Below are 19,815 nucleotides of genomic sequence, written 5' to 3' on the forward strand. Positions count from 1 at the left end.
AAGAATCGAGGCGTAGCTTCACTGGAGCCGGCGCTGCCGCCGGCGCTGCAACAAGGAGAGGCCGGTGCGCGCACTGCTGGTGGAAGACGATGAAATGATCGGGCGCAGCCTGATGCAGGGCCTCGAGGGCGCGGGCTGGTCGGTCGACTGGGTCCGCGACGGCGCGCTGGCGCAGAGCGCCTTCGACGACGGCGGCTATACCTGCGTGCTGCTGGACCTGGGCCTGCCCAGGCAGGATGGCACGGAAGTGCTGCGCCGCGCGCGCGAGCGCGGCGATGCGACGCCGGTCGTGGTGCTCACCGCGCGCGACGGGCTGGAAGATCGCATTCACGTCCTCGACCTCGGTGCCGACGACTACCTGATGAAGCCCTTCGCCTTTCGCGAACTGCTCGCCCGCATGCGCGCCGTGGTGCGCCGCCGCGACGGTGCCGCGCATTCGGTCGTCGGCACCGCGTCGATGCAGCTCGACCTGACCACGCGCGAGGTGCAGATCAACGGTGCGCGCGAATCGCTCACGGCGCGCGAGTTCGCCCTGCTGCATGCCTTGCTCGAGCGGCCGGGTGCCATCCTGTCGCGCGAGCAGCTCGAGAACCGGATCTACGGTTGGGGCGAAGAGGTGACCAGCAACGCGGTCGACGTGCTGATCCATGGCATGCGGCGCAAGCTCGGGGCGGAGGCGATACGCAACGTTCGGGGCCTCGGCTGGCGAGTGGCGCCGGCATGACGGGGCGCCGCCCGCTGCTGCGCTCGCTGCGCAGCCAGCTCCTGGTGTGGCTGGTCGCGCTCCATCTGGTGGCGATCGCGGCGACGGCATGGTTCTCGTACCTGGCCTACGGGACGCTGGTCAACAACTTCATGGATGACCAGATGCGGCTGGTGGCGGAATCGCACGCCACCCATCGCCGCGCCCCGCCGCTGCAGCGGGTGACCCGGGAGGAGGCGTTGCGGCGCGGCGCCTTTGTCGTGCAGGTATGGACGTCCGACGGCAGCGCGCTGCTGGCCACCACGGGGCCGGAGCTCGCCGTTCCCCTGCAGCAGGCGGCGGGCTTCAGCGAGGTCCGCACCGGCAGCACCGAAGACGACAGGTGGCGCGTCTACACCGCGCCCGCCGGCGCCGATGCGCAGCAGCCGCGTGTGCAGGTCGTGCAGAACAATGGCTTCCGCGTCAACCGCATCGTTCGCCGCGCGCTGCTGGAGGGATTGCCGATCCTGCTGCTGCTGCCGGTCGCGCTGCTGATCCTGTGGATCATCGTGACGGCCGCGTCGCGCTCGCTGCGCGCCGTGGCGCGCGACGTGGCGGCGCAGGACGAAGGCAGCCTCTCGGAGCTGTCGGTCACGCGCGTGCCGGAGGAGATCGCGCCACTGGTCAGCGCCTTCAACAGCCTGCTGGCCCGGCTGCGCGAAGCCTTCGCGGCGCAGCGCCGCTTCATGCAGGATGCCGCGCACGAACTGCGCACGCCGATGACCGCGATCGGCCTGCAGATCGACAACCTTCGCGCGCACGTGCCGCCCGGCGACGCGGCGGAGCGCTTCGCGCAGCTCGAAGCGGGCGTCGAGCGCGCGAAGCACCTGATCGAGCAGCTGCTGCGCCTTTCGCGCCCCGGCGCGTCGACGGCCGGCGGGCGCGGCGTGGTCGACGTTGCCGCGCTGCTGCGCGACAGCGTGGGCCAGCTCATGGTGCTGGCCGACCGGCGCCATGTCGATGTGGGTTTCGAGGGCAGCGTGATGCCGCTGCTCGCGGCACCGCCGGCCGACCTGCGCAGCGTGTTCGACAACCTGATCGACAACGCCGTGCGCTATGCGCCCGAGCACGGCGTCGTCGACGTGCGCCTGCACGAGATCGACGGCCACCCGGTGGTCGATGTGGTGGACAACGGCCCGGGAATTCCGCGCGAGCTGCTGGGACGGGTCTTCGACCGCTTCTTCCGCGTGTCGGGGTCGCCCGTGGGCGGCAGCGGGCTGGGGCTGGCGATCGCCCAGGCGGCCGCGTTGCGGCATGGCCTGCGCATCGAGCTGTCCAATCGCAAGGACGGCCCGGGACTGGTGGCGCGGGTGTACCTGCCGCGCCTGTCGCCGGGCTCGCCCGCCTCGGTCATTTCGGCCTAAGTCTTCACTCACCGCGGACTAAGTCTTCGCTCAGTCCCGGCTCAATGTGCCTGCCTAGAGTGGCGCCAGGTCCGCCGGACCGCGCATTCGCGCACTCGGCGCGAGACCTTGCTTCCGTCCGCCCCCACTCCTGGAGACCCCTTCATGCAAGCTTCGCTCAAGTTCCTCGCCATCGGCAGCTTCGCCGCCATCGCCGCATTCGCCTCGGTCAGCGCCAGCGCAGAGAAGATGGATGGTTCCGACTTCCATCCGCTGCAGATGAATTCGCCGGCCAACCCCGAGGTGGATGCCGGCGCCATCGCCGCCGCGCACGCGGCGGGCACCGAGGCGGTCGGATCGTCGACCATGATGCCGGTCACGTCGACGCTGTCGAGCGACGAAGTCTATGCGGGCGCGGTTGCCGCGATGCATCCGACCTCCAACTCCGAGCCGATCGGCCAGTCGACCTCGCTGCCGATGGTGCGCCCGGGACCGTGAGTTCGCCGCTCACTCGTCCGACAGCAGCAGCCGATAGAGCAGTGCGCCGACGATCGCGCCGATGATCGGCGCCACCCAGAACAACCACAGTTCGGAGATCGCGTAGGACGGGCCGAACAGCGCCGGTCCGGTGCTGCGTGCCGGATTCACCGAGGTGTTGGTGACCGGGATGGAGATGAGGTGGATCAGCGTGAGGCACAGGCCGATCGCGAGGCCGCCGAAGCCCGCCGCCGCGTTGGCGGCGGTCGCCCCGAGGATGACGATCAGGAACATCGCCGTCATCGCGATCTCGCAGAGCAGCGCGGCGGTCAGCCCGTACTTGCCTGGCGAGTGTTCCCCGTAGCCGTTGGTCGCGAAGCCGCCGATGTCGGCGCCGGGCTTGCCGGTGGCGATCAGGTAGAGCACGCCCGCCGCCGCGATCCCGCCGAGGACCTGCGCGACGATGTAGCCGGGGAGCTGCGATGCCTTGAAGCGGCCGGCGACCGCGAGGCCGACCGAGACCGCGGGATTGAAGTGCCCCCCGAAATGGGCCCGAGCGCATACGCACCCGTCAGGACGGTGAGGCCGAAGGCAAGCGCCACGCCCGCGAAGCCGATCCCCAGGCCGGGAAATGTCGCGGCCAGGATGGCGCTGCCGCAGCCGCCCAGAACGAGCCAGAAAGTGCCGATGAACTCGGCGGCCAGCTTCTTCGAAATACTGTGTTCCATATCTTTTTTGATCCCTGAAAGTTGCGAGAAAAAGCGAGAAAGTTTCCCGTGCCGGCGACGCCGGCGGCGGGATTATGCGGCGCGCGCGTTATGCTGCGGTGACCGCCCCGAGGGCGTCTTCCGGAGCACGCCGCATGCCTTCGAATCCCGCGCGTTCATGGCTTCACGCCCTGATGGCAGCCGCGGCGGCCCTGGCTTTCTTCCCGGCCCACGCGCAGGGCACGCTCAACGCGCTGTGCAGCACCGACGCCGGCTGGTGCGAGGCGGCCGCCGCCGAGTTCACCCGCACGACCGGCATCCGCGTGCTGCAGGCGCACAAGGGCACGGGCGAGATCGGCGCCCAGTTGCGCGCCGAGGCGGCCAATCCCAAGACCGACATCTGGTGGGGCGGCACGGGCGACCCCTTTCTCCAGGCGGCCGAGCAAGGCCTGCTCGACCCCTACCGGCCGGCCTACATCAACGACCTCTACGACTGGTCGGTGCGGCAGTACGCGATGTCGCAGAACATGGTCGGCGGCTTCTACACGAGCGCTATGGGCTTCGGCTTCAATACCGAGGTGCTCAGGAAGAAGAAGCTGCCCGAACCCCGCTGCTGGGCCGACCTCATCAAGCCCGAGTACAAGGGCGAAATCGAGATGTCGCATCCGGCGACCAGCGGCACCGGCTACACGATCGTCGCCGGCCTGGTGCAGCTCATGGGGGAAGAGCAGGCCTTCGACTACCTGAAGAAGCTGCACCTCAACACGACGACCTACACGCGCAGCGGCCAGGCCCAGGCGCCGAACGTGGCCAAGGGCGAGGTGGCCATCGGCGTGAGCTTCATCTTCGGCTTCGAGAAGTGGCGCCAGGACAAGTACCCCGTGAAGAGCGCCGCGCCCTGCGAAGGCACGGGTTACGAGATCGGCGGCATCGCGCTCGTCAAGGGTGCGCGCAACAAGGCCAATGCCCAGCGCTACTACGACTGGCTCATGAGCCCGGCGGGGCAGTCCATCGGCGCCAGGGTGGGCAGCCTGCAGTCGCCGGCCAACAAGACCTTCAGGCCGGACCCGCGCATTCCGCCGATGACGGGCGTCAAGCTCATCAGGTACGACTTCGAGAAGTACGGCAGCGCGGCCGAGCGCAAGCGGCTGATCGACCGCTGGACAAGGGAAGTGGAGTCGCTGCCGCGCTGAGCCGGGCGCTCAGGGTTCCTTGCGAACCGGAAGATTCGCGGTGACGGTGTCGCGCACATACACCTCCACGCGCCGCGAGGGCGCGCCCGACCCGCGCCAGGGCAGGGGCACGTTGTCCTCGATCAGTTCGAGCTCGTGGCTGCCCGCGGCGACCGAGGGGAAGCTGTAGAAGCCCTGGCCATCCGTGCGCGCGAGATAGCGGCGGTTCAGCAGCACCGTCACGCCGGGAACGCCGGCCTCGTTCGCTTCGCGCCGCTCGTTGTTGTCCTGGTCGAAGAACACATAGCCCTCCAGCCGGCCCGCGCCGCTGCCCGGCGCGCCGCCGATCGGCGCGCTGGCCAGGCCGGCACGCCCTTCGTGGCGCAAGGCCACCATGAGCGAGTGGGTCGGCGGTCCCACGAGCAGAGGCTGCAGCATCGCCGCCGTCAGGGCCGACACCACGGCGGGGTTGAGCGACTCCCGGCCGCGCGAGGCGGCGTATTGCGCGATGAAGGACCATCCCGGGCCGAGAGGCCAGCTCAGGCGCGCATTGGCGCTGAGGAAGCGCGAGCTGCTGTCGCCCATGCCATGGCTGCCGCGCACGCCGAGGTCGAGCCGCGCGCCGCCGGCCAACTGCGTGGTGCCGAGCACGCCCCAGTGCAGCTTGCGCTCGCTGAAAGACGAGTGGCGCGACTGCTCGACGGCCAGAGATGTCGAGAACGACTGCGTTTCAGCCACGTTCCAGGCATGGTCGACGCCACTGCGCAGCACGCGCAGGCCGATGCCTCGCGCCGCATCGGTTCGCCATTGTGTGTAGCCCCAGCGGGACTGGTGCTCCCAGGTCCACTGGGCCGATTGCGCCGCGAAGATGCCGCTGCGTGCGGCCAGCGTGGCGGAGAGGGCGTCGCGCGAGTCGAGGCGATGGCGGCCGAAGAGATTGCCGAACAGCGAGCGGCGCGGAAGGCCGCTGACGCTGTCGCTCAGTTCGATGCTTCCGCCGAGCTGCCATTGGCGCGTCGACACGTCGCCGCGCCACGAAGCGCCGCGCAGGTCGCCGGGGAGCGCTTCGCTTCCCCAGCGCAAGGAGGGCTCGAAGCGGAACAGCGAGGCGGCCTGCTGCACGAGCCCGGTGCGCCAGGCGGCGTCGAGCCAGGCGCCGGTGCCCGCATCCGGCGGCGCGAGCGAATAGGGACCGGAGGGCTGGCTCGCACTGTGCGCGAGATGGCCCTGCAGGCGCAGGCCGCCCACCCTGTCGCCGACGCCGCCAAGGCCGGCGCCGAGCCCATCGGCCCAGGGCGCGACCCCTGCCAGGCGGCGGTGGTCCAGATCGAGCGCGTGTTGCGCGCATGGCCGCGCATGCCGTTGCCATTGACGCCGCGCGTCTCGATCGCCTGGACGGCGGCATCGGCGCGCCCGGGGGCGAAGGGATCGTCGCTGTCGCGCAGGCGTGTCTGCGCGACAGCGCCCACGGCCTGGCCCGGGTGGGTCGGGAAGTCCTGGAACGAGATGCCGTCGAAATAGCCGAGCCGGCCGGCCGAGGCATTGAAGCTGGTGCGGCCCGGCTGCTCGAAGCTGGCCGAGACGCCCTCGATCGGCGGACTGGGCAGGAGGAGCCGGCCGAAGGCGCGCGCGAGGGGCGTGCTCGCCATGTGGATGTCGCCGGCGCTGGCGTTGCCGAACCAGCCGCGGTCGAAGGGCATCGCGCGCTGGTCGACGCGCCAGGTGCCGCCGCTGCGGTCGCCGTAGGGCCTCAGGCTGTAGGGCGTGCCGGTCGCGCCGTGCGGGCCATGGCGGGCGGCCGGGCTGGTGTCGCGCTCGAGGCTCAGGTGGGCGGAGAGCGTGCCGTGGTCAGGCGTATCGAGGTGGCCCGAGAGCAGCAGGGACTGGCCGTGCGCGCGGACAGGTCCGCCCTGCCGCGTCGACTGCGCCTCGACGCTCCAGCCGCGCGGCCAGCCTGTGGCGCGGCTCTCGGGCTCGTCGGCGGGCTCGGCCTGCGGGCTGTCGTCGAGCACCCGGTCTACGTAATCGGCGTTCTCGGCCGCTGTGCCCACGGGTGCGGCGGCCAGCACCGTCCCCGCCCAGCACATGCACAGGGCGCAGCTTGCGAGCCGGCGCCTCATGGCGCGAGACGTTGATCGACGGGCAGCGAGCCCTCGCGGCCCCACTCCAGCTTGCCCTGGACGGTGATCGGGAAGCGCGGCGCGACGGCGGTCTCCGGGGCGCCGGGCCGGGTGGCCAGCAACGGGATGTCGCGCGTCTCGCCGGGCAGGATCGGTGTGTTGCCGGCTTGCAGTTCCAGCGCCTCGCCGTCGGCATCCGTGCCGTTGAGGAAGCCGGCGAGCCGGCCGTGCGCGCTGCCGCGGTTGCGGATGCGCAGCACGGCCGAGGCCCGGCCGTCGATCGACCGCACGGCGCTGCCCGCGTGCTCCAGCACCGGCGCCACGTCGCCGACGGCCACGTAGACGATGACGCCGATGCGCGCCCCCAGGGCGATCGGGACGCCCGGCGTGGTGACCGGCTGCGCGCCTTCGATCAGGAGGGCGAAGCGGCATTCCGTCGGCGGCGTGTCGGCCGGCGGCGCCACTTCGAATCGGAAACGGTAGGGGCGGCCCGAGGCGATGCGCAGTTCGCGGCGCTCGATCGCGACCCAGGGCCGGCAGCTGCCCGGACGCAGGTCGTCGCTGAAATCGACGGCGCCATCGGGGCGCAGCGTCCAGTCGGCGGTCTTGAGCTTGTACGCGCCGGCGCGCACGTCGGTGTGCGTGAGTTCGAGCACGGCGCGCAGGCGCTCTCCGGGCTTGGCGGACAACTCGAAGCGCGGCGGCGAAGCCGCCAGGGCAAACTGCGCCGACGCCGGCGCGCTGAAGGCGGATGCCGCGAGGCCGACAGCCAGAAAGGCCGCACGGCACAGGCGGCGAGGGGAGCAGGCAGGGCGCATCAAGGCGATAGCTCGATCTCGAAGAAGAACTGAAGCGATTTCGCGCGGTCGATGGCGCGTCCATCCGCGCTGAGTTCGAGCGCGAGCTCTTCCTGCAGGAAGGCATCGCGCACCTGGCCCTCGTACACCAGCGCGCGCTCGCCGCCGCGAAGGGTGCCGGCCAGCAGCCGCCCGTGGGTGCGCCATCGGGCCGTGAGTCGATCCCCGTCGGTGGGGGCGAGCGACATGTAGAGGCGCGCGCCGCGGTCGAGCCACGGCGAGAGGTTCAGGCGCAGCGCCACGGTGAGGCGCCCTTCGACCGTGTGCTCGGCACCGCGGCCGGGCACCGGCTGCCGCCAGCGCATCGGCGTGACCGGCTGGTGCACGAGAGTGCCGGTGTCATCCACGCGAAAGACAGCGGCCGTCGCGGGTGTGCTGGCCGCGAAGAAGAGCGAAAGCAGGCCGGCCCCGAGCCCGGCGAGCGGCCTTCATGGGTTCGCCAGCGTCTAGGTGGCTCGGCCGGTGAAAGTGCCGGCGGGCACCACGGCCGTATTGAGGTAGCGGAAGGCCAGGCAGCTTTCGATCCAGGTGTTGACCGATACCGACACCAGGGTTTGCACGCCGCCGATGAAGCTGCCGCTGGGAATGACCTCGATGCTGGTGTCGCCGCGGCCCGAGGATGTCCAGGCGATCCGGCCGAACGGGATGGCGTCGCCCGTGGCATTGATCAGCTGGGCCGGCGTGCTGACGCTGAGCGTCGCGGAGGAGCCGTTCAGCCCCGGTGTCCGGTAGAACCCGGCCACATAGACCTGCCCGGTCGTGGCCGGTGAACTGCAGAAGCTGTAGCCGTCCCACGGGCTGACGGTCACCGTGCTGTTGGTCGTCATGGGCTGGGCCGCGCCCGAGCCCACCTGTGCCGCGGGCACGGTGACCGATGCGGTGTTGACCGTCGCGTTGTTGCCCGGCACGCCGCCATGATCGAAGGTGGTGCCGGACATCGTGCCCGCGCCCACCTGCAGGAAGAGCGCACGCGGGCCGGGCGTGATGCCGACCGTGAAGCCCTGGGCCGCCGGCAACCCGGCACCGCATAGCAGGGCCGCGCAGAGCGCGCGGCGCCCGGGCCGTTCAGCACTGGCGAGTCGCGCCTTCACACCCACGCTCGGTCCGTGGCTTCCGCGATCAGGGCGCCGTCGCCGTGTAGGTCACCGTGCCGTTGTTGGCCACAGTGCCGTAGGTGCCGCCCGGCAGCGTCCTGGTGTTGGCGTAGGCGAAGGTCCAGCTGCCCTCGCGCCGCACCAGACCGGCCGTGCCGGTCAGCGAGGTGGGCGTGGCCGAAGGACCGCCCGCGGCGGCAGTGTTGAACGGCGGGTGCGCGATGGCGGCGTTGGTGAAGCCGGTGGTGGTGGTCGCCAGCGTGCCGGGCGTGACGACGATGTCGCTCCATGCCACGCTGGGATTGCCGGCGACGCCGCTGCTGAGCGGGCCGGTTGTCGCACTGGTGAGGCTGACAGTGCCGCTGTTGCCCAGCACGCGTACCGTCACGCCGCCGCCGGCCAGGTCGCCGCCCGTGCCTGCCACGGCGGTACCGTTGCCGACGCTGGCCGCGGGCACGGCGAAGGTGATGTCGTTCACCGTCGCGTTGGTGGCGTAGCTGGTGCCCGCCCCGACTTGCAGGAACAGAACCTTGGGGATGATGATGATGAAGTCGAGTCTGGCGCTGGCGCTCAGCGCGCCCGTGCCGGTCACGAAATTCGACTCGGCCCGGACGGCAAGCGGGGCGACGCAGGCGGCGGCTGCGATCAGAAGAACTGGCTTTTTCATGAGGCCTCCCTGGTGAATGTGAAGTGCACTTGGCGTGCACGACAGAACTTTAGGGAGGGCTTCGCGTGGAAGCCGGGCCTGCCGCGGGGTGGGCGCGCCCGATTGAATGCTTTGGTTGAAGCTTGACGAAGGAAACATTTTGTAGCCGTCGCGCAGCTGCCACGCGGCCCGCCTGGCGAATTGCGCCGCATGCTTGGTGCCGGCGTGTGCGAACCGGTGTCTTGTAAAGTCGCCGGCTCGCCCCGAACTGGCGTTTTTTCCCTTGATCGTTTCCCTGCCATGACCATTCCAAAGACAAAACTCCCTTTCCAGGCCGAGGTCGCGCAGCTGCTTCACCTCGTCACGCATTCGCTCTACTCGAACAAGGAGATCTTCCTGCGGGAGCTGATCTCCAATGCGTCCGACGCCTGCGACAAGCTCCGCTTCGAAGCCATCGACCAGCCCGCGCTGTACGAGGACCAGCCCACGCTCGACGTGCGGGTCTCCTTCGACAAGGAAGCCAAGACCCTCACCATCGCCGACAGCGGCATCGGCCTGAGCCAGCAGGAAGCCATCGACAACCTCGGCACCATCGCCAAGAGCGGCACCAAGGAGTTCATGAGCCGGCTCTCGGGCGACCAGAAGGCCGACGCGCAGCTGATCGGGCAGTTCGGCGTGGGTTTCTATTCGGGCTTCATCGTGGCCGACAAGATCACGGTCGAGTCGCGCCGCGCGGGCCTGCCGGCGGAAGAGGGCGTGCGCTGGGTCAGCGCGGGCGCCGGCGACTTCGAGGTCGACTCCATCACGCGGGCGCAGCGCGGGACCAGCGTCACGCTGCATCTGCGAGACGATGCCGACGAGTACCTCAACGCCTGGAAGCTGAAGTCGATCATCAGCAAGTACTCCGACCACATCTCCCTGCCCATCCTGATGGAAAAGGAAGAGTGGAAGGAAGGCGAGGACAACAAGGGCGGCGCAATGGTCAAGACCGGCGAGTGGGAGCCGGTCAACCAGGCCAACGCGCTGTGGAGCCGGCCCAAGAAGGACATCACCGAAGAACAGTACGTCGAGTTCTACAAGAACATCAGCCACGACTTCGAGGCGCCCCTCGCCTGGAGCCACAACCGGGTCGAAGGCAACACCGAGTACACGCAGCTCCTCTACATCCCGTCGAAGGCACCGATGGACCTGTGGAACCGTGACAAGAGCGCGGGCATCAAGCTCTACGTCAAGCGCGTCTTCATCATGGACGACGCCGAGGCGCTGATGCCGAGCTACCTGCGCTTCGTCAAGGGCGTGATCGACTCGGCCGACCTGCCGCTCAACGTGAGCCGCGAACTGCTGCAGGAAAGCCGCGACGTGAAGGCAATCCGCGAAGGCAGCACCAAGCGCGTGCTGGGCATGCTGGAGGACCTGGCGAAGAAGCAGAAGACCGCGGGCGACAGCGGCGAGGGCAAGATCGACGTGGGTTCGGGGGAGTCCGTCCCGGCGCCCGAGCCCACCGAAGGCGTGACGGACGTGGTCGACAAGAAGACCGCCGAGACCACGCCCGCGGCCGAAGCCGCCGCCGGCTACACCGACGAATCGGGCAAGTACGCGAAGTTCTACGCCGAGTTCGGCGCTGTGCTCAAGGAAGGCCTGGGCGAGGACTTCGCCAACCGCGACCGCATCGCCAAGCTGCTGCGCTTTGCGTCGAGCACGAGCGACACCGTGAGCGTGAGCTTCGCCGACTACAAGTCGCGCATGAAGGAAGGCCAGGACGCGATCTACTACATCACGGCCGACACGCTGGCCGGCGCGAGGAACAGTCCCCAGCTCGAGATCTTCAAGAAGAAGGGCATCGAGGTGCTGCTGATGACCGACCGCGTCGACGAGTGGGCGCTCAACTACCTCACCGAATTCGACGGCACGCCCTTGCAGAGCGTGGCCAAGGGCGCGGTCGATCTCGGCAAGCTGCAGGACGAGGCTGAAAAGAAGGCCGCCGAGGAGGCCGCGGAGTCCTTCAAGCCCATGCTGGAGCGGCTCAAGGAGGCGTTGAAGGACAAGGCCGAGGACGTGCGGGTGACCACGCGCCTGGTCGATTCACCCGCTTGCCTGGTGGTGCAGGACGGTGGCATGAGCACCCAGCTCGCGCGCATGCTCAAGCAGGCCGGCCAGCCCGCGCCGGACCTGAAGCCCGTGCTGGAGGTGAATGCCGAGCATCCGCTGGTGCGCAAGCTGGAGACCTCGGAGCATTTCGACGACCTGGCGAACATCCTCTTCGACCAGGCCCTGCTCGCCGAAGGCGGCCTCCCGGCCGACCCCGCCGCCTACGTCCGCCGCGTCAACGCCCTCCTGATCTGAGTCTGGCTCGCCCCCAGGCTGCGCGCACTTCGTGTCGCTTCGCCCACCCCCTACCGGGGGCGGCCGGGCGCGGCGACCCCCTGGACAAGGAATGTCTTGCCGGGCGTCAGGGGCGCGTGCCGGTAGCTCGCCGGCGTGCGGCCCAGCTTGATCGGCGAGGCGATGCCGCGATAGCCGCCTTCGAGCTCGACCACCATGCCGCGGTGCGCGGTGTGCGGATGCGACAGCGCCGCATCCACCGGCAGCACCGGCGCGGCGGGAACGCCGGCCGCCATCAGCTTCTCGACCAGCAGGCGGCCGTCGAAATCCGCGAGCGCCGCTTCGAGCTGCTGCTTGAGGCCTTCGCGGTGCACCGAGCGCGAGCGTGCGTCGCGGTAGAGCGGGTCCTCGGCCAGCCCCGGCAATCCGATGCAGGCGCAGAAGCTGGCGAACTGCCGGTCGTTGCCGACCGCGACGAAGATCGGATCGGTGCCGGTCGCGAGCGCGTCGTAGGGGTAGATGTTGGGGTGCGCGTTGCCGGTGCGCCGGGGCGTGACGCCGTCCAGGAACCAGTTCGCGGCATGCGGATGCAGCAGCGACAGTCCGCTGTCGTACAGCGCCGCCTCGATGAGCTGGCCACGGCCGCTGCGCGTGCGCTCCTGCAGCGCGAGCAGCACGCCGATGGTCGCGTTCAGCCCCGTCACCATGTCCACCACCGGCAACCCCACGCGCAGCGGACCCCCATCGGCTTCGCCGTTGATGCTCATGATCCCGGTCATCGCCTGCACGGCGGCGTCGTAGCCCGGCAGCGCCCCGAGCGGGCCGTCGGCGCCGAAGCCCGAGACCCGGCACCACACCAGGCGCGGGAAGCGCTGCGAAAGCGTCTCGTAGCCGATGCCCCAGCGCTCCATGGTGCCGGTCTTGAAGTTCTCGATCAGCACGTCGGCCTCGGGCAGCAGCGCCATCAACGCCGCGCGGCCTTCCTCCGATCCCAGGTCCAGGTGCTGCACGCGCTTGTTGCGGTTCAGGCCGTGGTAGTAGGAAGCCACGCCATCCTTGAAGGGCGGGCCCCAGGTGCGCGTGTCGTCGCCTTGCGGCGGCTCGATCTTCAGCACGTCCGCGCCATGGTCGCCCAGCACCTGGCCGCAGTAAGGCCCGCCGAGCACGCGTGATAGGTCGAGGACGCGGATGCCCGCGAGGGCGCCGGCGGGAGTGGCGGTGGTCATGGCGGCGGCGTCCATCAATCGAGCTGGGCGCCGGCCTGCTTCACGACCGCGGCCCACATGCTCATCTGCGCCGGGATGAACTTGCCCAGTTGCTCGGGCGCCGTCGACGGCGCGGGCTCGAGGCCCTGCGCGGCGAACTGCTGCTTGACCCTGGGCGAGGCCAGCACCTTGGCGAAGGCCTGATTGAGCTTCCTGACCCGGTCCTCCGGCGTGCCGGCGGGTGCCACGATGCCGAAGAACACGCTGACGTCGTAGCCGGCGAGCCCCTGTTCGGCGACGGTGGGGAGGTCCGGCAGCGCCTGCGAGCGCGTGGCCGTCGTGACGCCCAGCGCGCGCAGCTTGCCGGCCTTGACGTAGGGCAGGGCGGTGAGGACGTCGGTGAAGCTCATGCTCACCTGGCCGCCCAGCAGATCGTTGAGCGCGGGGCCGGTGCCCTTGTAGGGGATGTGCTGCAGGTCGATGCCGGCGATCGAATTGAAGAGCACGCCCGCGAGGTGCGACGAGGCGCCGTTGCCGGAGGACGCGTAGCTCAGCTTGCCCGGGTTGGCCTTGGCGTAGGCCACGAGTTCCTTCACGTTCTTCGCGGGCACGGACGGATGGACGACCAGGATGTTCGGCAGGTGGCCGACCTGGATCACGGGCGCGAAGCTCTTCACCGGGTCGTAGTTGATCTTGCGGTACAGGCTGGCGTTGATGGCGAGCGGGCCCGAGGTGCCGAAGAGCAGGGTCTGGCCGTCGGCCGGCGCGCGCGCCACGAACTCGGCGCCGATGTTGCCGCCGGCGCCCGCGCGGTTCTCCACGATCATGGGCTGGCCGAGCAGGTCCTTCATCTCCGCCGCCAGCGTGCGCGCCATCGCGTCGGTCGGGCCCCCCGGTGGGAAGGGCACGACCAGCGTGACTGGCTTGTCGGGGAAGGCGTCGGCGTGGGCCGCGGGCAGCAGGGGCAGGGCCGCGGCGCAGGCCAGGACGAGGGCGGATAGAAATCGCATGCTTGTGTCTCCGGATTCTTCGTGGGTCAGTTGATCGAGGTCGAGGTGTTCCAGTCGGCGGGCACGGCGCCGGGCGCCAGCGGATCGCGCGGCAGCACGCGGTGCAGCAGCACCCCCTGGGCCCACGCGATGCGCTGTGCCGAGCCGGCGCACGCGCCTTCCCAGGCCATCGCGATGGCGCTGCAGGTGTGATAGAGCGCCGAGGCGGCCTGCCGCGCGATCACGTCGCCGCCTTCTTGCGCGGCGAGCGTGGCCAGGGCGCCGGCGCGGGCGAGCGCATCGCGCAGGGCCGTGGCGAAGGCGGGCGCGATGGCGGCTTCTGCGAGCAGCGCGCCGAAATGCGCCTGCAACGCGGGCAGCGAGCCCTCGCGCTTGATGGCGCGGATCACGTCCAGCGCGACGATGTTGCTCGTGCCTTCCCAGATCGAGCCCAGGTGCGCGTCGCGCAGCAGGCGCGGGTCGGCCCATTCCTCGATGTAGCCGCAGCCGCCGCGCACTTCCATCGCATCGCCCGTCACCTTGCGCGCGTCGCGGCAGGCGCGGAACTTGATGAGCGGCGTGAGGATGCGCAGCAGCGGGTAGGCCGCGGCTTCGCCGCCGTCGGAACGGGCCAGCGCCAGCGCGGTCTGGAACACCATGGTGCGCGCCTGCTCGGCCGGCAGGCGCAGCTTTTCCAGCTGTCGCCGCATCAGCGGCATGTCGGCCAGGCGGCGTCCGAAGGCGCGGCGCTCGCTCGCCACGAACTCGGCTTCCGCCACCGCGCGGCGCATCAGCCCCGCGGCGCGCACGCCGTTGGACAGGCGCGAGTTGTTGACCATGTCGGCCATCTGCACGAAGCCGCGGCCCGGCTCGCCCACCAGGTGGGCCACGGCGCCTTCGAGGCGGATCTCGCCACTGGCCATCGAGCGCGTGCCCAGCTTGTCCTTGAGCCGGATGATGCGGTAGTGGTTGGCGCTGCCGTCGTCGAGGCGGCGCGGCAGCAGGAAGAGCGAGACGCCCTTCATGCCCGCCGGCGCGTTGTCGGCCCGCGCCAGCACCATCGCGAAATCAGCATCGGGGTTGGAGCAGAACCACTTGTCGCCTTCCAGCCGCCACTGGCCCGCCTCGTCCCGCCAGGCGCGCGTGAGCGTGGAGGCGATGTCGGAGCCGGCGGCCTGCTCGGTCATGAACATCGCGCCCTGGGCCAGGGTATCGAAGTCCAGCGAACTCAGGCGCGGGAGAAAGCGCTCGACCAAGGCCGGGTCGCCGAACTTCTTGAGCGTGCGGGTCAGCGAATCGGTCATCGAGACCGGGCAGCACAGCCCGAACTCGGCCTGCACGAACAGATAGGTCAGCACGTACTTGACCAGCGGCGGCATCTTGCCCTTCCAGCCCAGTGTCTCCTCGCGGTGCGACATCGCGGCCAGGCCGAATTCGGTCAGCGCCAGGCGCTCCATCTCGATGTAGGCGGGATGCTTGATGACCTGCTGGTCGTCGATGCCGGTGCGCGTGCGCAGCTTCAGCGTCGGCGGGTTGCGGTCGGCGGTGTGGGCGAGCTCGTCGAGCGGACCGCCGGCCAGCGCGCCGAGGCGCTCGAAGTGCGGCCGCATGTGCTGGAGCAACGCTGGCGGGAGGTAGAGCGCGAGCAGCCTGTGAAGCTCGGTGTCGGTGGTGAAGAGGTTCTGCCCGTGGCGGTCGGGCACGGGATGGGCGGCGGTCTCCATGTCTTGTCTCCTTGTGGGCTGGCATTCTTGGAGGCTCGACGATTCTTGTCCAATATCGAATAGCTCTTGTCTGAACCGATCTGCCTATCGTCGGCTTTTCTGTGGAAGACTGGGCGCATGGAACTGCGTCATCTGCGCTACTTCGTCGTGCTGGCCGAGGAACTGCATTTCGGCCGCGCGGCGCGGCGCCTCGCCATCTCCCAGCCGCCGCTGAGCGTGGCCATCCGCCAGCTGGAGGAATCCGTGGGCGCGCGCATGTTCGAGCGCAACAGCAAGGAGGTGCGGCTGACACCGGCCGGCGATGCGCTGCAGGTCTCGGCCCGCCGGCTGCTGCGCCAGGCCGAGGAGGCGGCGCTGGAGGCGCGGGACGTGTCGCAGGGCTCGGCCGGGCGGCTGCGCATCGGCTTCGTCGGGGCCATGCTCTACCGGGGCCTGCCGCAGGCGCTGCGCAAGTTTCAGGCGCAGCACCCGGCGGTGCGCATCACCCTGGCTGAGCTCAACTCGGGCGAGCAGATCGCCGAGCTGCTGCACGACCGGCTGGACGTCGGCTTCGTCCACACCAGCCGGATGCCGGCCGAATTGCGCCACGCGCTTCTGGTCTCCGAGCCCTTCGTGGCCTGCGTGCCGGTCGGGCACCGGCTGGCGCGGCGGCGTTCGGTCCCCATTGCCGGCCTGCGCGACGAGCCCTTCGTGCTGTTCTCGCGCAGCGCGTCGCCGGACTACCACGAGCGCATCCTCGCGATCTGCGCGGACGCCGGCTTCCGGCCCGAGGTGCGCCATGAAGTGCGCCATTGGTTGTCGGTGGTGTCGCTGGTGTCGCAGGGCATGGGCGTCGCCCTGGTCCCGAGCGCCCTGCACCATGCGGCGCTGCGCGGCGCCGTGTTCCGTCCGCTGGAGGAGGAGGTCGCGCACTCGGACGCCTACTGCGTGTGGCGCGAAGGCCCGGAGAACGCGGTGGTGCAGGGCTTCCTGCGCGCGATCGTTCAATAGCCGTGGGGCGCCGGCTCGCGCCGAAGGCGGTCAGGCGTACAGCGGCTCCTCGGCCATCGATTCGCACTGGTCCTGCAGCATCTGGATCTGCCCCTTCCAGTAATCGCTCGACCCGAACCAGGGAAAGTTGATCGGGAAGATCGGGTCCTCCCAGCGCCGCGCCAGCCACGCGCTGTAGTGGATGAGGCGCAGCGTGCGCAGCGGTTCGATCAGCGCCAGCTCGCGCCGGTCGAAGCTGCGGAACTGCTCGTAGCCGTCGAGCAGGCCGCTCAGTTGCGAGGTGCGCTGCGCGCGGTCGCCCGACAGCAGCATCCACAGGTCCTGCACCGCGAAGCCGGTGCGCGCATCGTCGAGGTCGACGAAGTGCGGCCCGCCCTCGGGTCGGTCGGTCGGGGTCCAGAGGATGTTGCCGGGGTGCACGTCGCCGTGCAGGCGCAGCTTCCTGAGCACGGCGTCTTCCTTGTGGCCCGTGCCGAGCGCGGTGGCCGAGATCATGTCGAAGGCGGCGTTGCAGGCCGTTTCCCATTCGCGCTGGACGTCGAGCGGCACCATCTCGTGGCCCAGCAGCCAGTCGCGCGAGTCGACGCCGAAGGTCTGCAGGTCGAGCGTGGGCCGGGCCACGAAGGGCTTCGTCGCGCCGACGACGTGGATGCGCGCCAGGAAGCGCCCGACCCATTCGAGCACCTCGAAGTCGTCGAGCTCCGGCGCGCGGCCGCCGCGGTAGGGGCTGACGCAGAAAGCGAAGCCGGCGTGGCGGTGCAGCGTCCGGCCCTCGAAGGCGAGCGGCGGCACGGCGGGGATCTCGGCGGCGGCGAGTTCCAGCGCGAAGCCATGCTCTTCCAGGATCTCGGCCTCGCTCCAGCGCCCGGGCCGGTAGAACTTGACCACTACCGCGCTGCGGTCCTCCAGGTAGACCTGATAGACGCGGTTCTCGTAGGAATTCAGGGCCATGAGCCGCCCGTCGCCGTGCAGCCCCAGCGTGGCCAGCGCGTCGAGCACCACATCGGGTGTGAGGCTCTCGTAGGGATGGGCGTTGGCTTTGGCTGCGGGCTCGGTCATGCGGCCATTGTCGCTATCCGGCGGCGGATATGCCGGAAAGCGACAAGATATGCCCGATACGCGGGTCGCCGCGGCCGGCGAGCACCTCGGCATACGCCGCCTGTACCGCGGCGGCGCCATCGTGATGCACCGGGCGGACCCAGGCCGGCTGTGTTTGCGTGACGCGTGCGATGAACGCGCGCCAGGCGTGCACCATGCGTTGGCCGAATTCGCCGGGTCCCCATTCGGCCGTCCGCTTCTTGATCTGCGCCGGCGCGAAGAAGAGCACGACGCGCGGCCCGGGAAGATCCTTGCCGGCTCCCTTGGCCGCGAGCTGGTCGACGTGCGTGCCGCCGATCGAGAGGCCGTGCTTCAGCTGGGTGAAGCGCGAGTGGATCGCCCGCCGGAGCGTGCCGTTGCCGGCGAAGTCGACGTACAGGATGGGCGTGTCGGCCGCGATCGCATCGAGTTCCTCGTAGGCCAGCACGCGGTGGTAGCAGCCCAGGCTGTCGCAGAAGGCCTTGTTGGCGGCCGAGGTGAGCCCCACCACTTCGATGTCTGGCCGCTGCGCGAGCTGGAAGGCGGTCCCGAACGCGGTCTTGCTCGACGCGCTCGACAGCAGGATGGTGCCGGGCCGCGCGCCGAAGAAGTCGTTGTCGTCCAGGAAGTCGTCGATCAGCCAGGAGGTGATGAAGAGCGGCCGAAGCAGGGCCTGGATGTCTTCCGTCTCCGCTGTGTAGAGCGGGTCGGACTTGCAGCGGAAGTACTGGTTGTAGACCGCGGGCAGGGCGGCGCGGTGCGGTGCGGCGTCGGCGAAGCGTTCGGGCGAGAGATGCGTGGGCGAGAGCACGGTGGCGGAGGCCATCGGGAAGTAGCCGTAGAGCCGTTCGCCCACCGCGACGCCCGGGTGCAGTGACTGCACCACCGTCGCGAACCCCCACACAGGGATGCTCCCCCAGTCTTCTTCGCCCGTCGGGAAGAACTGCCAGTAGCTCATTGCCTCGCCGAAGGCGGCGTAGGTGATGTTGTTGGCGGTGAGGGCGAAGCGGTCGATGCGCGCCCGGACCTGCCCCTCGTCCAGGCGTGTGTCCTCGGCGCTGCGCAGGCGGGTGGCGGAGAGATCGTCCTTGCGGACCAGCAGGTCGGTGGTGCTCATCGAAACCACCTTAGCGCAGACCCGCTGCGATTGCATGAACAACAACCGCAACGCCGTCACCTGGGCGACGCGCCCCTTCAAGGGAGGGCCGCCGCGCCCCCGGCAGGGGAAGGGGCGAGCCCCATCCAGAGGGCCGCCGCGCCCGGCCGCCCGAAGCGGCCGGCCCGCCCCCGGCAGGGGGAAGGCGAAGCGACACGCAGTGCGCGCAGCCTGGGGGCGAGCAATTATTGAATCACGAGATCCACGTCGATATTGCCGCGCGTGGCGTTCGAGTACGGGCACACCTGGTGCGCCGTGTCGACCAGCAGCTTCTTCTGCGCTTCATCCAGGCCGGGCAGCGTGATCGCCAGCTTGACGGAGATGCCGTAGGCCGCGCCGCCGTCCGTCGGGCCCAGGGAAACGCTGGCGTCGATCGCCACGTCGTCCGGCACCTTGACGTTGATCTTGGGGGCGACGGCCCTCATCGCGCCGATGAAGCAGGCCGAGTAGCCGATCGCGAACAGCTGCTCGGGATTGGTGCCGGGCTTGCCGGAGCCGGGCGGGCTGAGCTTGACGTCGAGCGCGCCGTCGCTGGTCTTGCCTGCGCCGTCGCGGCCGCCGATGGTGTGGGCCTGTGCGGTGTACAGGACTTTGTCGAGCTTCTTGACCATGGTGATTCCTTCAAAAGGTGGGTTGGGAGAAAGAGATGCTTCGTCGGATGAAGCGAGGGGGAAAAGAACTAGGCGGCCTTGATGCGGTCTCTCAGCGTCTGGATCTGCTTCGTGAGCGCGATGAGTTCGGGGATCGAGCACTGCGTGGCCGCCAGCAGGCAGCCCGGCACGCTGGCGGCGCGCGTCTTGAGCTTGCGGCCCGCGGCGGTGAGGCTCACGTGGACGCGCCGCTCGTCGGCCACGTCGCGGATGCGCGCCACGAGCCCGGTGCTTTCGAGCCGCTTCAACAGCGGCGTCAAGGTCCCGGAGTCGAGCGACAGGCGCTGGCCGAGCTCCGACACCATCAGCCCATCGCTTTCCCACAGCACCAGCATCACGAGGTATTGCGGGTAGGTGAGATTGAGCTTCTCGAGCAGGGGCTTGTAGAGCTTCGTCATCGCGAGCGAGGCGGAATAGACCGCGAAGCAGAGCTGGTTGTCCAGCCGCAGCATCTCGTCGGCGGAGGGTGCGGAGGGGTTTGAAGTGCGCATGGCCTAAAGTGTAGCTGGCAATTGAATTGTGTGCAACTTAAATATTGCGGCGC

The 19,815-nt window shown here is 69.7% G+C and carries 19 protein-coding genes and 1 pseudogene; 6 read left to right on the forward strand and 14 right to left on the reverse strand.

All coding sequences use genetic code 11. The features are described 5' to 3' along the window. Window positions 1–64 precede the first annotated feature (64 nt). The 3 genes from AC1DNF_RS20810 to AC1DNF_RS20820 all read left to right on the forward strand — a co-directional run bounded on the left by AC1DNF_RS20810 (window position 65) and on the right by AC1DNF_RS20820 (window position 2,583). The gene (locus tag AC1DNF_RS20810) at window positions 65–724 is read left to right on the forward strand and encodes a response regulator transcription factor (protein WP_478150517.1); all 660 of its coding nucleotides are present in this window, start codon (window positions 65–67) and stop codon (window positions 722–724) included. Next, the gene (locus AC1DNF_RS20815; RefSeq protein ID WP_478150518.1) at window positions 721–2,106 is read left to right on the forward strand and encodes a sensor histidine kinase; all 1,386 of its coding nucleotides are present in this window, start codon (window positions 721–723) and stop codon (window positions 2,104–2,106) included. The genes AC1DNF_RS20810 and AC1DNF_RS20815 overlap by 4 nt, the downstream gene beginning before the upstream one ends. Window positions 2,107–2,250: 144 nt before the next feature. Continuing rightward, entirely contained in the window at window positions 2,251–2,583 is a 333-nt protein-coding gene (locus tag AC1DNF_RS20820; RefSeq protein ID WP_478150519.1) for a hypothetical protein, read from the forward strand. A gap of 9 nt (window positions 2,584–2,592) precedes the next feature. Here AC1DNF_RS20820 and aqpZ read toward each other — a convergent pair. Then, window positions 2,593–3,290: pseudogene (aqpZ, locus tag AC1DNF_RS20825) on the reverse strand (aquaporin Z). A 134-nt stretch (window positions 3,291–3,424) separates the two neighbouring features. Between aqpZ and AC1DNF_RS20830 the strand changes: the two are divergent. After that, window positions 3,425–4,462: an ABC transporter substrate-binding protein gene (locus AC1DNF_RS20830; RefSeq protein WP_478150520.1), complete on the forward strand. Its 1,038-nt coding sequence runs from the start codon at window positions 3,425–3,427 to the stop codon at window positions 4,460–4,462. A 9-nt stretch (window positions 4,463–4,471) separates the two neighbouring features. On the opposite strand, the gene AC1DNF_RS20835 is transcribed toward AC1DNF_RS20830, so the two are convergent. The 6 genes from AC1DNF_RS20835 to AC1DNF_RS20860 form a co-directional block, all read right to left on the reverse strand. Further along, window positions 4,472–5,464, reverse strand: coding sequence for a hypothetical protein (locus tag AC1DNF_RS20835; protein ID WP_478150521.1), 993 nt, complete (start codon window positions 5,462–5,464; stop codon window positions 4,472–4,474). After that, entirely contained in the window at window positions 5,422–6,561 is a 1,140-nt protein-coding gene (locus tag AC1DNF_RS20840) for a hypothetical protein (protein ID WP_478150522.1), read from the reverse strand. Before AC1DNF_RS20840 ends, AC1DNF_RS20835 begins: the two co-directional genes overlap by 43 nt. Next, a complete protein-coding gene (locus tag AC1DNF_RS20845; RefSeq protein WP_478150523.1) occupies window positions 6,558–7,382 on the reverse strand; it encodes a hypothetical protein in 825 nt (274 codons plus the stop codon). Before AC1DNF_RS20845 ends, AC1DNF_RS20840 begins: the two co-directional genes overlap by 4 nt. Further along, a complete protein-coding gene (locus AC1DNF_RS20850) occupies window positions 7,379–7,765 on the reverse strand; it encodes a hypothetical protein (protein WP_478150524.1) in 387 nt (128 codons plus the stop codon). The genes AC1DNF_RS20845 and AC1DNF_RS20850 overlap by 4 nt, the downstream gene beginning before the upstream one ends. Window positions 7,766–7,864: 99 nt before the next feature. Beyond that, a complete protein-coding gene (locus AC1DNF_RS20855; protein ID WP_478150525.1) occupies window positions 7,865–8,509 on the reverse strand; it encodes a hypothetical protein in 645 nt (214 codons plus the stop codon). Between the two features lie 28 nt (window positions 8,510–8,537). Further along, a complete protein-coding gene (locus AC1DNF_RS20860; RefSeq protein ID WP_478150526.1) occupies window positions 8,538–9,179 on the reverse strand; it encodes a hypothetical protein in 642 nt (213 codons plus the stop codon). 279 nt (window positions 9,180–9,458) lie between these two features. Here AC1DNF_RS20860 and htpG point away from each other — a divergent pair, with 279 nt between their 5' ends. Next, a complete protein-coding gene (gene htpG / locus AC1DNF_RS20865) occupies window positions 9,459–11,501 on the forward strand; it encodes a molecular chaperone HtpG (RefSeq protein ID WP_478150527.1) in 2,043 nt (680 codons plus the stop codon). 50 nt (window positions 11,502–11,551) lie between these two features. Here htpG and AC1DNF_RS20870 read toward each other — a convergent pair whose 3' ends face one another. Genes AC1DNF_RS20870 through AC1DNF_RS20880 form a run of 3 tightly spaced genes read right to left on the reverse strand, consistent with a single transcriptional unit; the run spans window position 11,552 to window position 15,398 of the window. Then, the gene (locus AC1DNF_RS20870; RefSeq protein ID WP_478150528.1) at window positions 11,552–12,706 is read right to left on the reverse strand and encodes a CaiB/BaiF CoA transferase family protein; all 1,155 of its coding nucleotides are present in this window, start codon (window positions 12,704–12,706) and stop codon (window positions 11,552–11,554) included. A gap of 14 nt (window positions 12,707–12,720) precedes the next feature. Then, the gene (locus tag AC1DNF_RS20875; protein WP_478150529.1) at window positions 12,721–13,695 is read right to left on the reverse strand and encodes a Bug family tripartite tricarboxylate transporter substrate binding protein; all 975 of its coding nucleotides are present in this window, start codon (window positions 13,693–13,695) and stop codon (window positions 12,721–12,723) included. A gap of 26 nt (window positions 13,696–13,721) precedes the next feature. Beyond that, on the reverse strand, window positions 13,722–15,398 hold the full coding sequence (locus AC1DNF_RS20880; RefSeq protein WP_478150530.1) for an acyl-CoA dehydrogenase family protein: 1,677 nt from the start codon (window positions 15,396–15,398) through the stop codon (window positions 13,722–13,724). Between the two features lie 117 nt (window positions 15,399–15,515). Here AC1DNF_RS20880 and AC1DNF_RS20885 point away from each other — a divergent pair, with 117 nt between their 5' ends. Further along, window positions 15,516–16,388, forward strand: coding sequence for a LysR family transcriptional regulator (locus AC1DNF_RS20885; RefSeq protein ID WP_478150531.1), 873 nt, complete (start codon window positions 15,516–15,518; stop codon window positions 16,386–16,388). Between the two features lie 30 nt (window positions 16,389–16,418). Here AC1DNF_RS20885 and AC1DNF_RS20890 read toward each other — a convergent pair whose 3' ends face one another. The 4 genes from AC1DNF_RS20890 to AC1DNF_RS20905 form a co-directional block, all read right to left on the reverse strand. Beyond that, the gene (locus AC1DNF_RS20890) at window positions 16,419–17,447 is read right to left on the reverse strand and encodes a serine/threonine protein kinase (RefSeq protein WP_478150532.1); all 1,029 of its coding nucleotides are present in this window, start codon (window positions 17,445–17,447) and stop codon (window positions 16,419–16,421) included. A gap of 13 nt (window positions 17,448–17,460) precedes the next feature. Then, window positions 17,461–18,582, reverse strand: a complete 1,122-nt coding sequence (locus AC1DNF_RS20895; RefSeq protein ID WP_478150533.1) for a DUF2855 family protein — start codon at window positions 18,580–18,582, stop codon at window positions 17,461–17,463. 224 nt (window positions 18,583–18,806) lie between these two features. After that, the gene (locus tag AC1DNF_RS20900; protein WP_478150534.1) at window positions 18,807–19,232 is read right to left on the reverse strand and encodes an organic hydroperoxide resistance protein; all 426 of its coding nucleotides are present in this window, start codon (window positions 19,230–19,232) and stop codon (window positions 18,807–18,809) included. Window positions 19,233–19,300: 68 nt separating this feature from the next. Further along, the gene (locus tag AC1DNF_RS20905) at window positions 19,301–19,762 is read right to left on the reverse strand and encodes a MarR family winged helix-turn-helix transcriptional regulator (RefSeq protein ID WP_478150535.1); all 462 of its coding nucleotides are present in this window, start codon (window positions 19,760–19,762) and stop codon (window positions 19,301–19,303) included. Between the last annotated feature and the right edge of the window lie 53 nt (window positions 19,763–19,815).

This window comes from Variovorax sp. 01T432, assembly GCF_056398605.1.

Bases quoted from the DNA above. Each gene is read 5' to 3' on its own strand.
- AC1DNF_RS20880 (WP_478150530.1), bottom strand. From the start codon at position 15,398: ATGGAGACCGCCGCCCATCCCGTGCCCGACCGCCACGGGCAGAACCTC.
- AC1DNF_RS20840 (WP_478150522.1), bottom strand. From the start codon at position 6,561: ATGAGGCGCCGGCTCGCAAGCTGCGCCCTGTGCATGTGCTGGGCGGGG.
- AC1DNF_RS20830 (WP_478150520.1), top strand. From the start codon at position 3,425: ATGCCTTCGAATCCCGCGCGTTCATGGCTTCACGCCCTGATGGCAGCC.
- AC1DNF_RS20900 (WP_478150534.1), bottom strand. From the start codon at position 19,232: ATGGTCAAGAAGCTCGACAAAGTCCTGTACACCGCACAGGCCCACACC.
- AC1DNF_RS20875 (WP_478150529.1), bottom strand. From the start codon at position 13,695: ATGCGATTTCTATCCGCCCTCGTCCTGGCCTGCGCCGCGGCCCTGCCC.
- AC1DNF_RS20860 (WP_478150526.1), bottom strand. From the start codon at position 9,179: ATGAAAAAGCCAGTTCTTCTGATCGCAGCCGCCGCCTGCGTCGCCCCG.
- htpG (WP_478150527.1), top strand. From the start codon at position 9,459: ATGACCATTCCAAAGACAAAACTCCCTTTCCAGGCCGAGGTCGCGCAG.
- AC1DNF_RS20870 (WP_478150528.1), bottom strand. From the start codon at position 12,706: ATGACCACCGCCACTCCCGCCGGCGCCCTCGCGGGCATCCGCGTCCTC.
- AC1DNF_RS20890 (WP_478150532.1), bottom strand. From the start codon at position 17,447: ATGACCGAGCCCGCAGCCAAAGCCAACGCCCATCCCTACGAGAGCCTC.
- AC1DNF_RS20885 (WP_478150531.1), top strand. From the start codon at position 15,516: ATGGAACTGCGTCATCTGCGCTACTTCGTCGTGCTGGCCGAGGAACTG.
- AC1DNF_RS20895 (WP_478150533.1), bottom strand. From the start codon at position 18,582: ATGAGCACCACCGACCTGCTGGTCCGCAAGGACGATCTCTCCGCCACC.
- AC1DNF_RS20820 (WP_478150519.1), top strand. From the start codon at position 2,251: ATGCAAGCTTCGCTCAAGTTCCTCGCCATCGGCAGCTTCGCCGCCATC.
- AC1DNF_RS20905 (WP_478150535.1), bottom strand. From the start codon at position 19,762: ATGCGCACTTCAAACCCCTCCGCACCCTCCGCCGACGAGATGCTGCGG.
- AC1DNF_RS20815 (WP_478150518.1), top strand. From the start codon at position 721: ATGACGGGGCGCCGCCCGCTGCTGCGCTCGCTGCGCAGCCAGCTCCTG.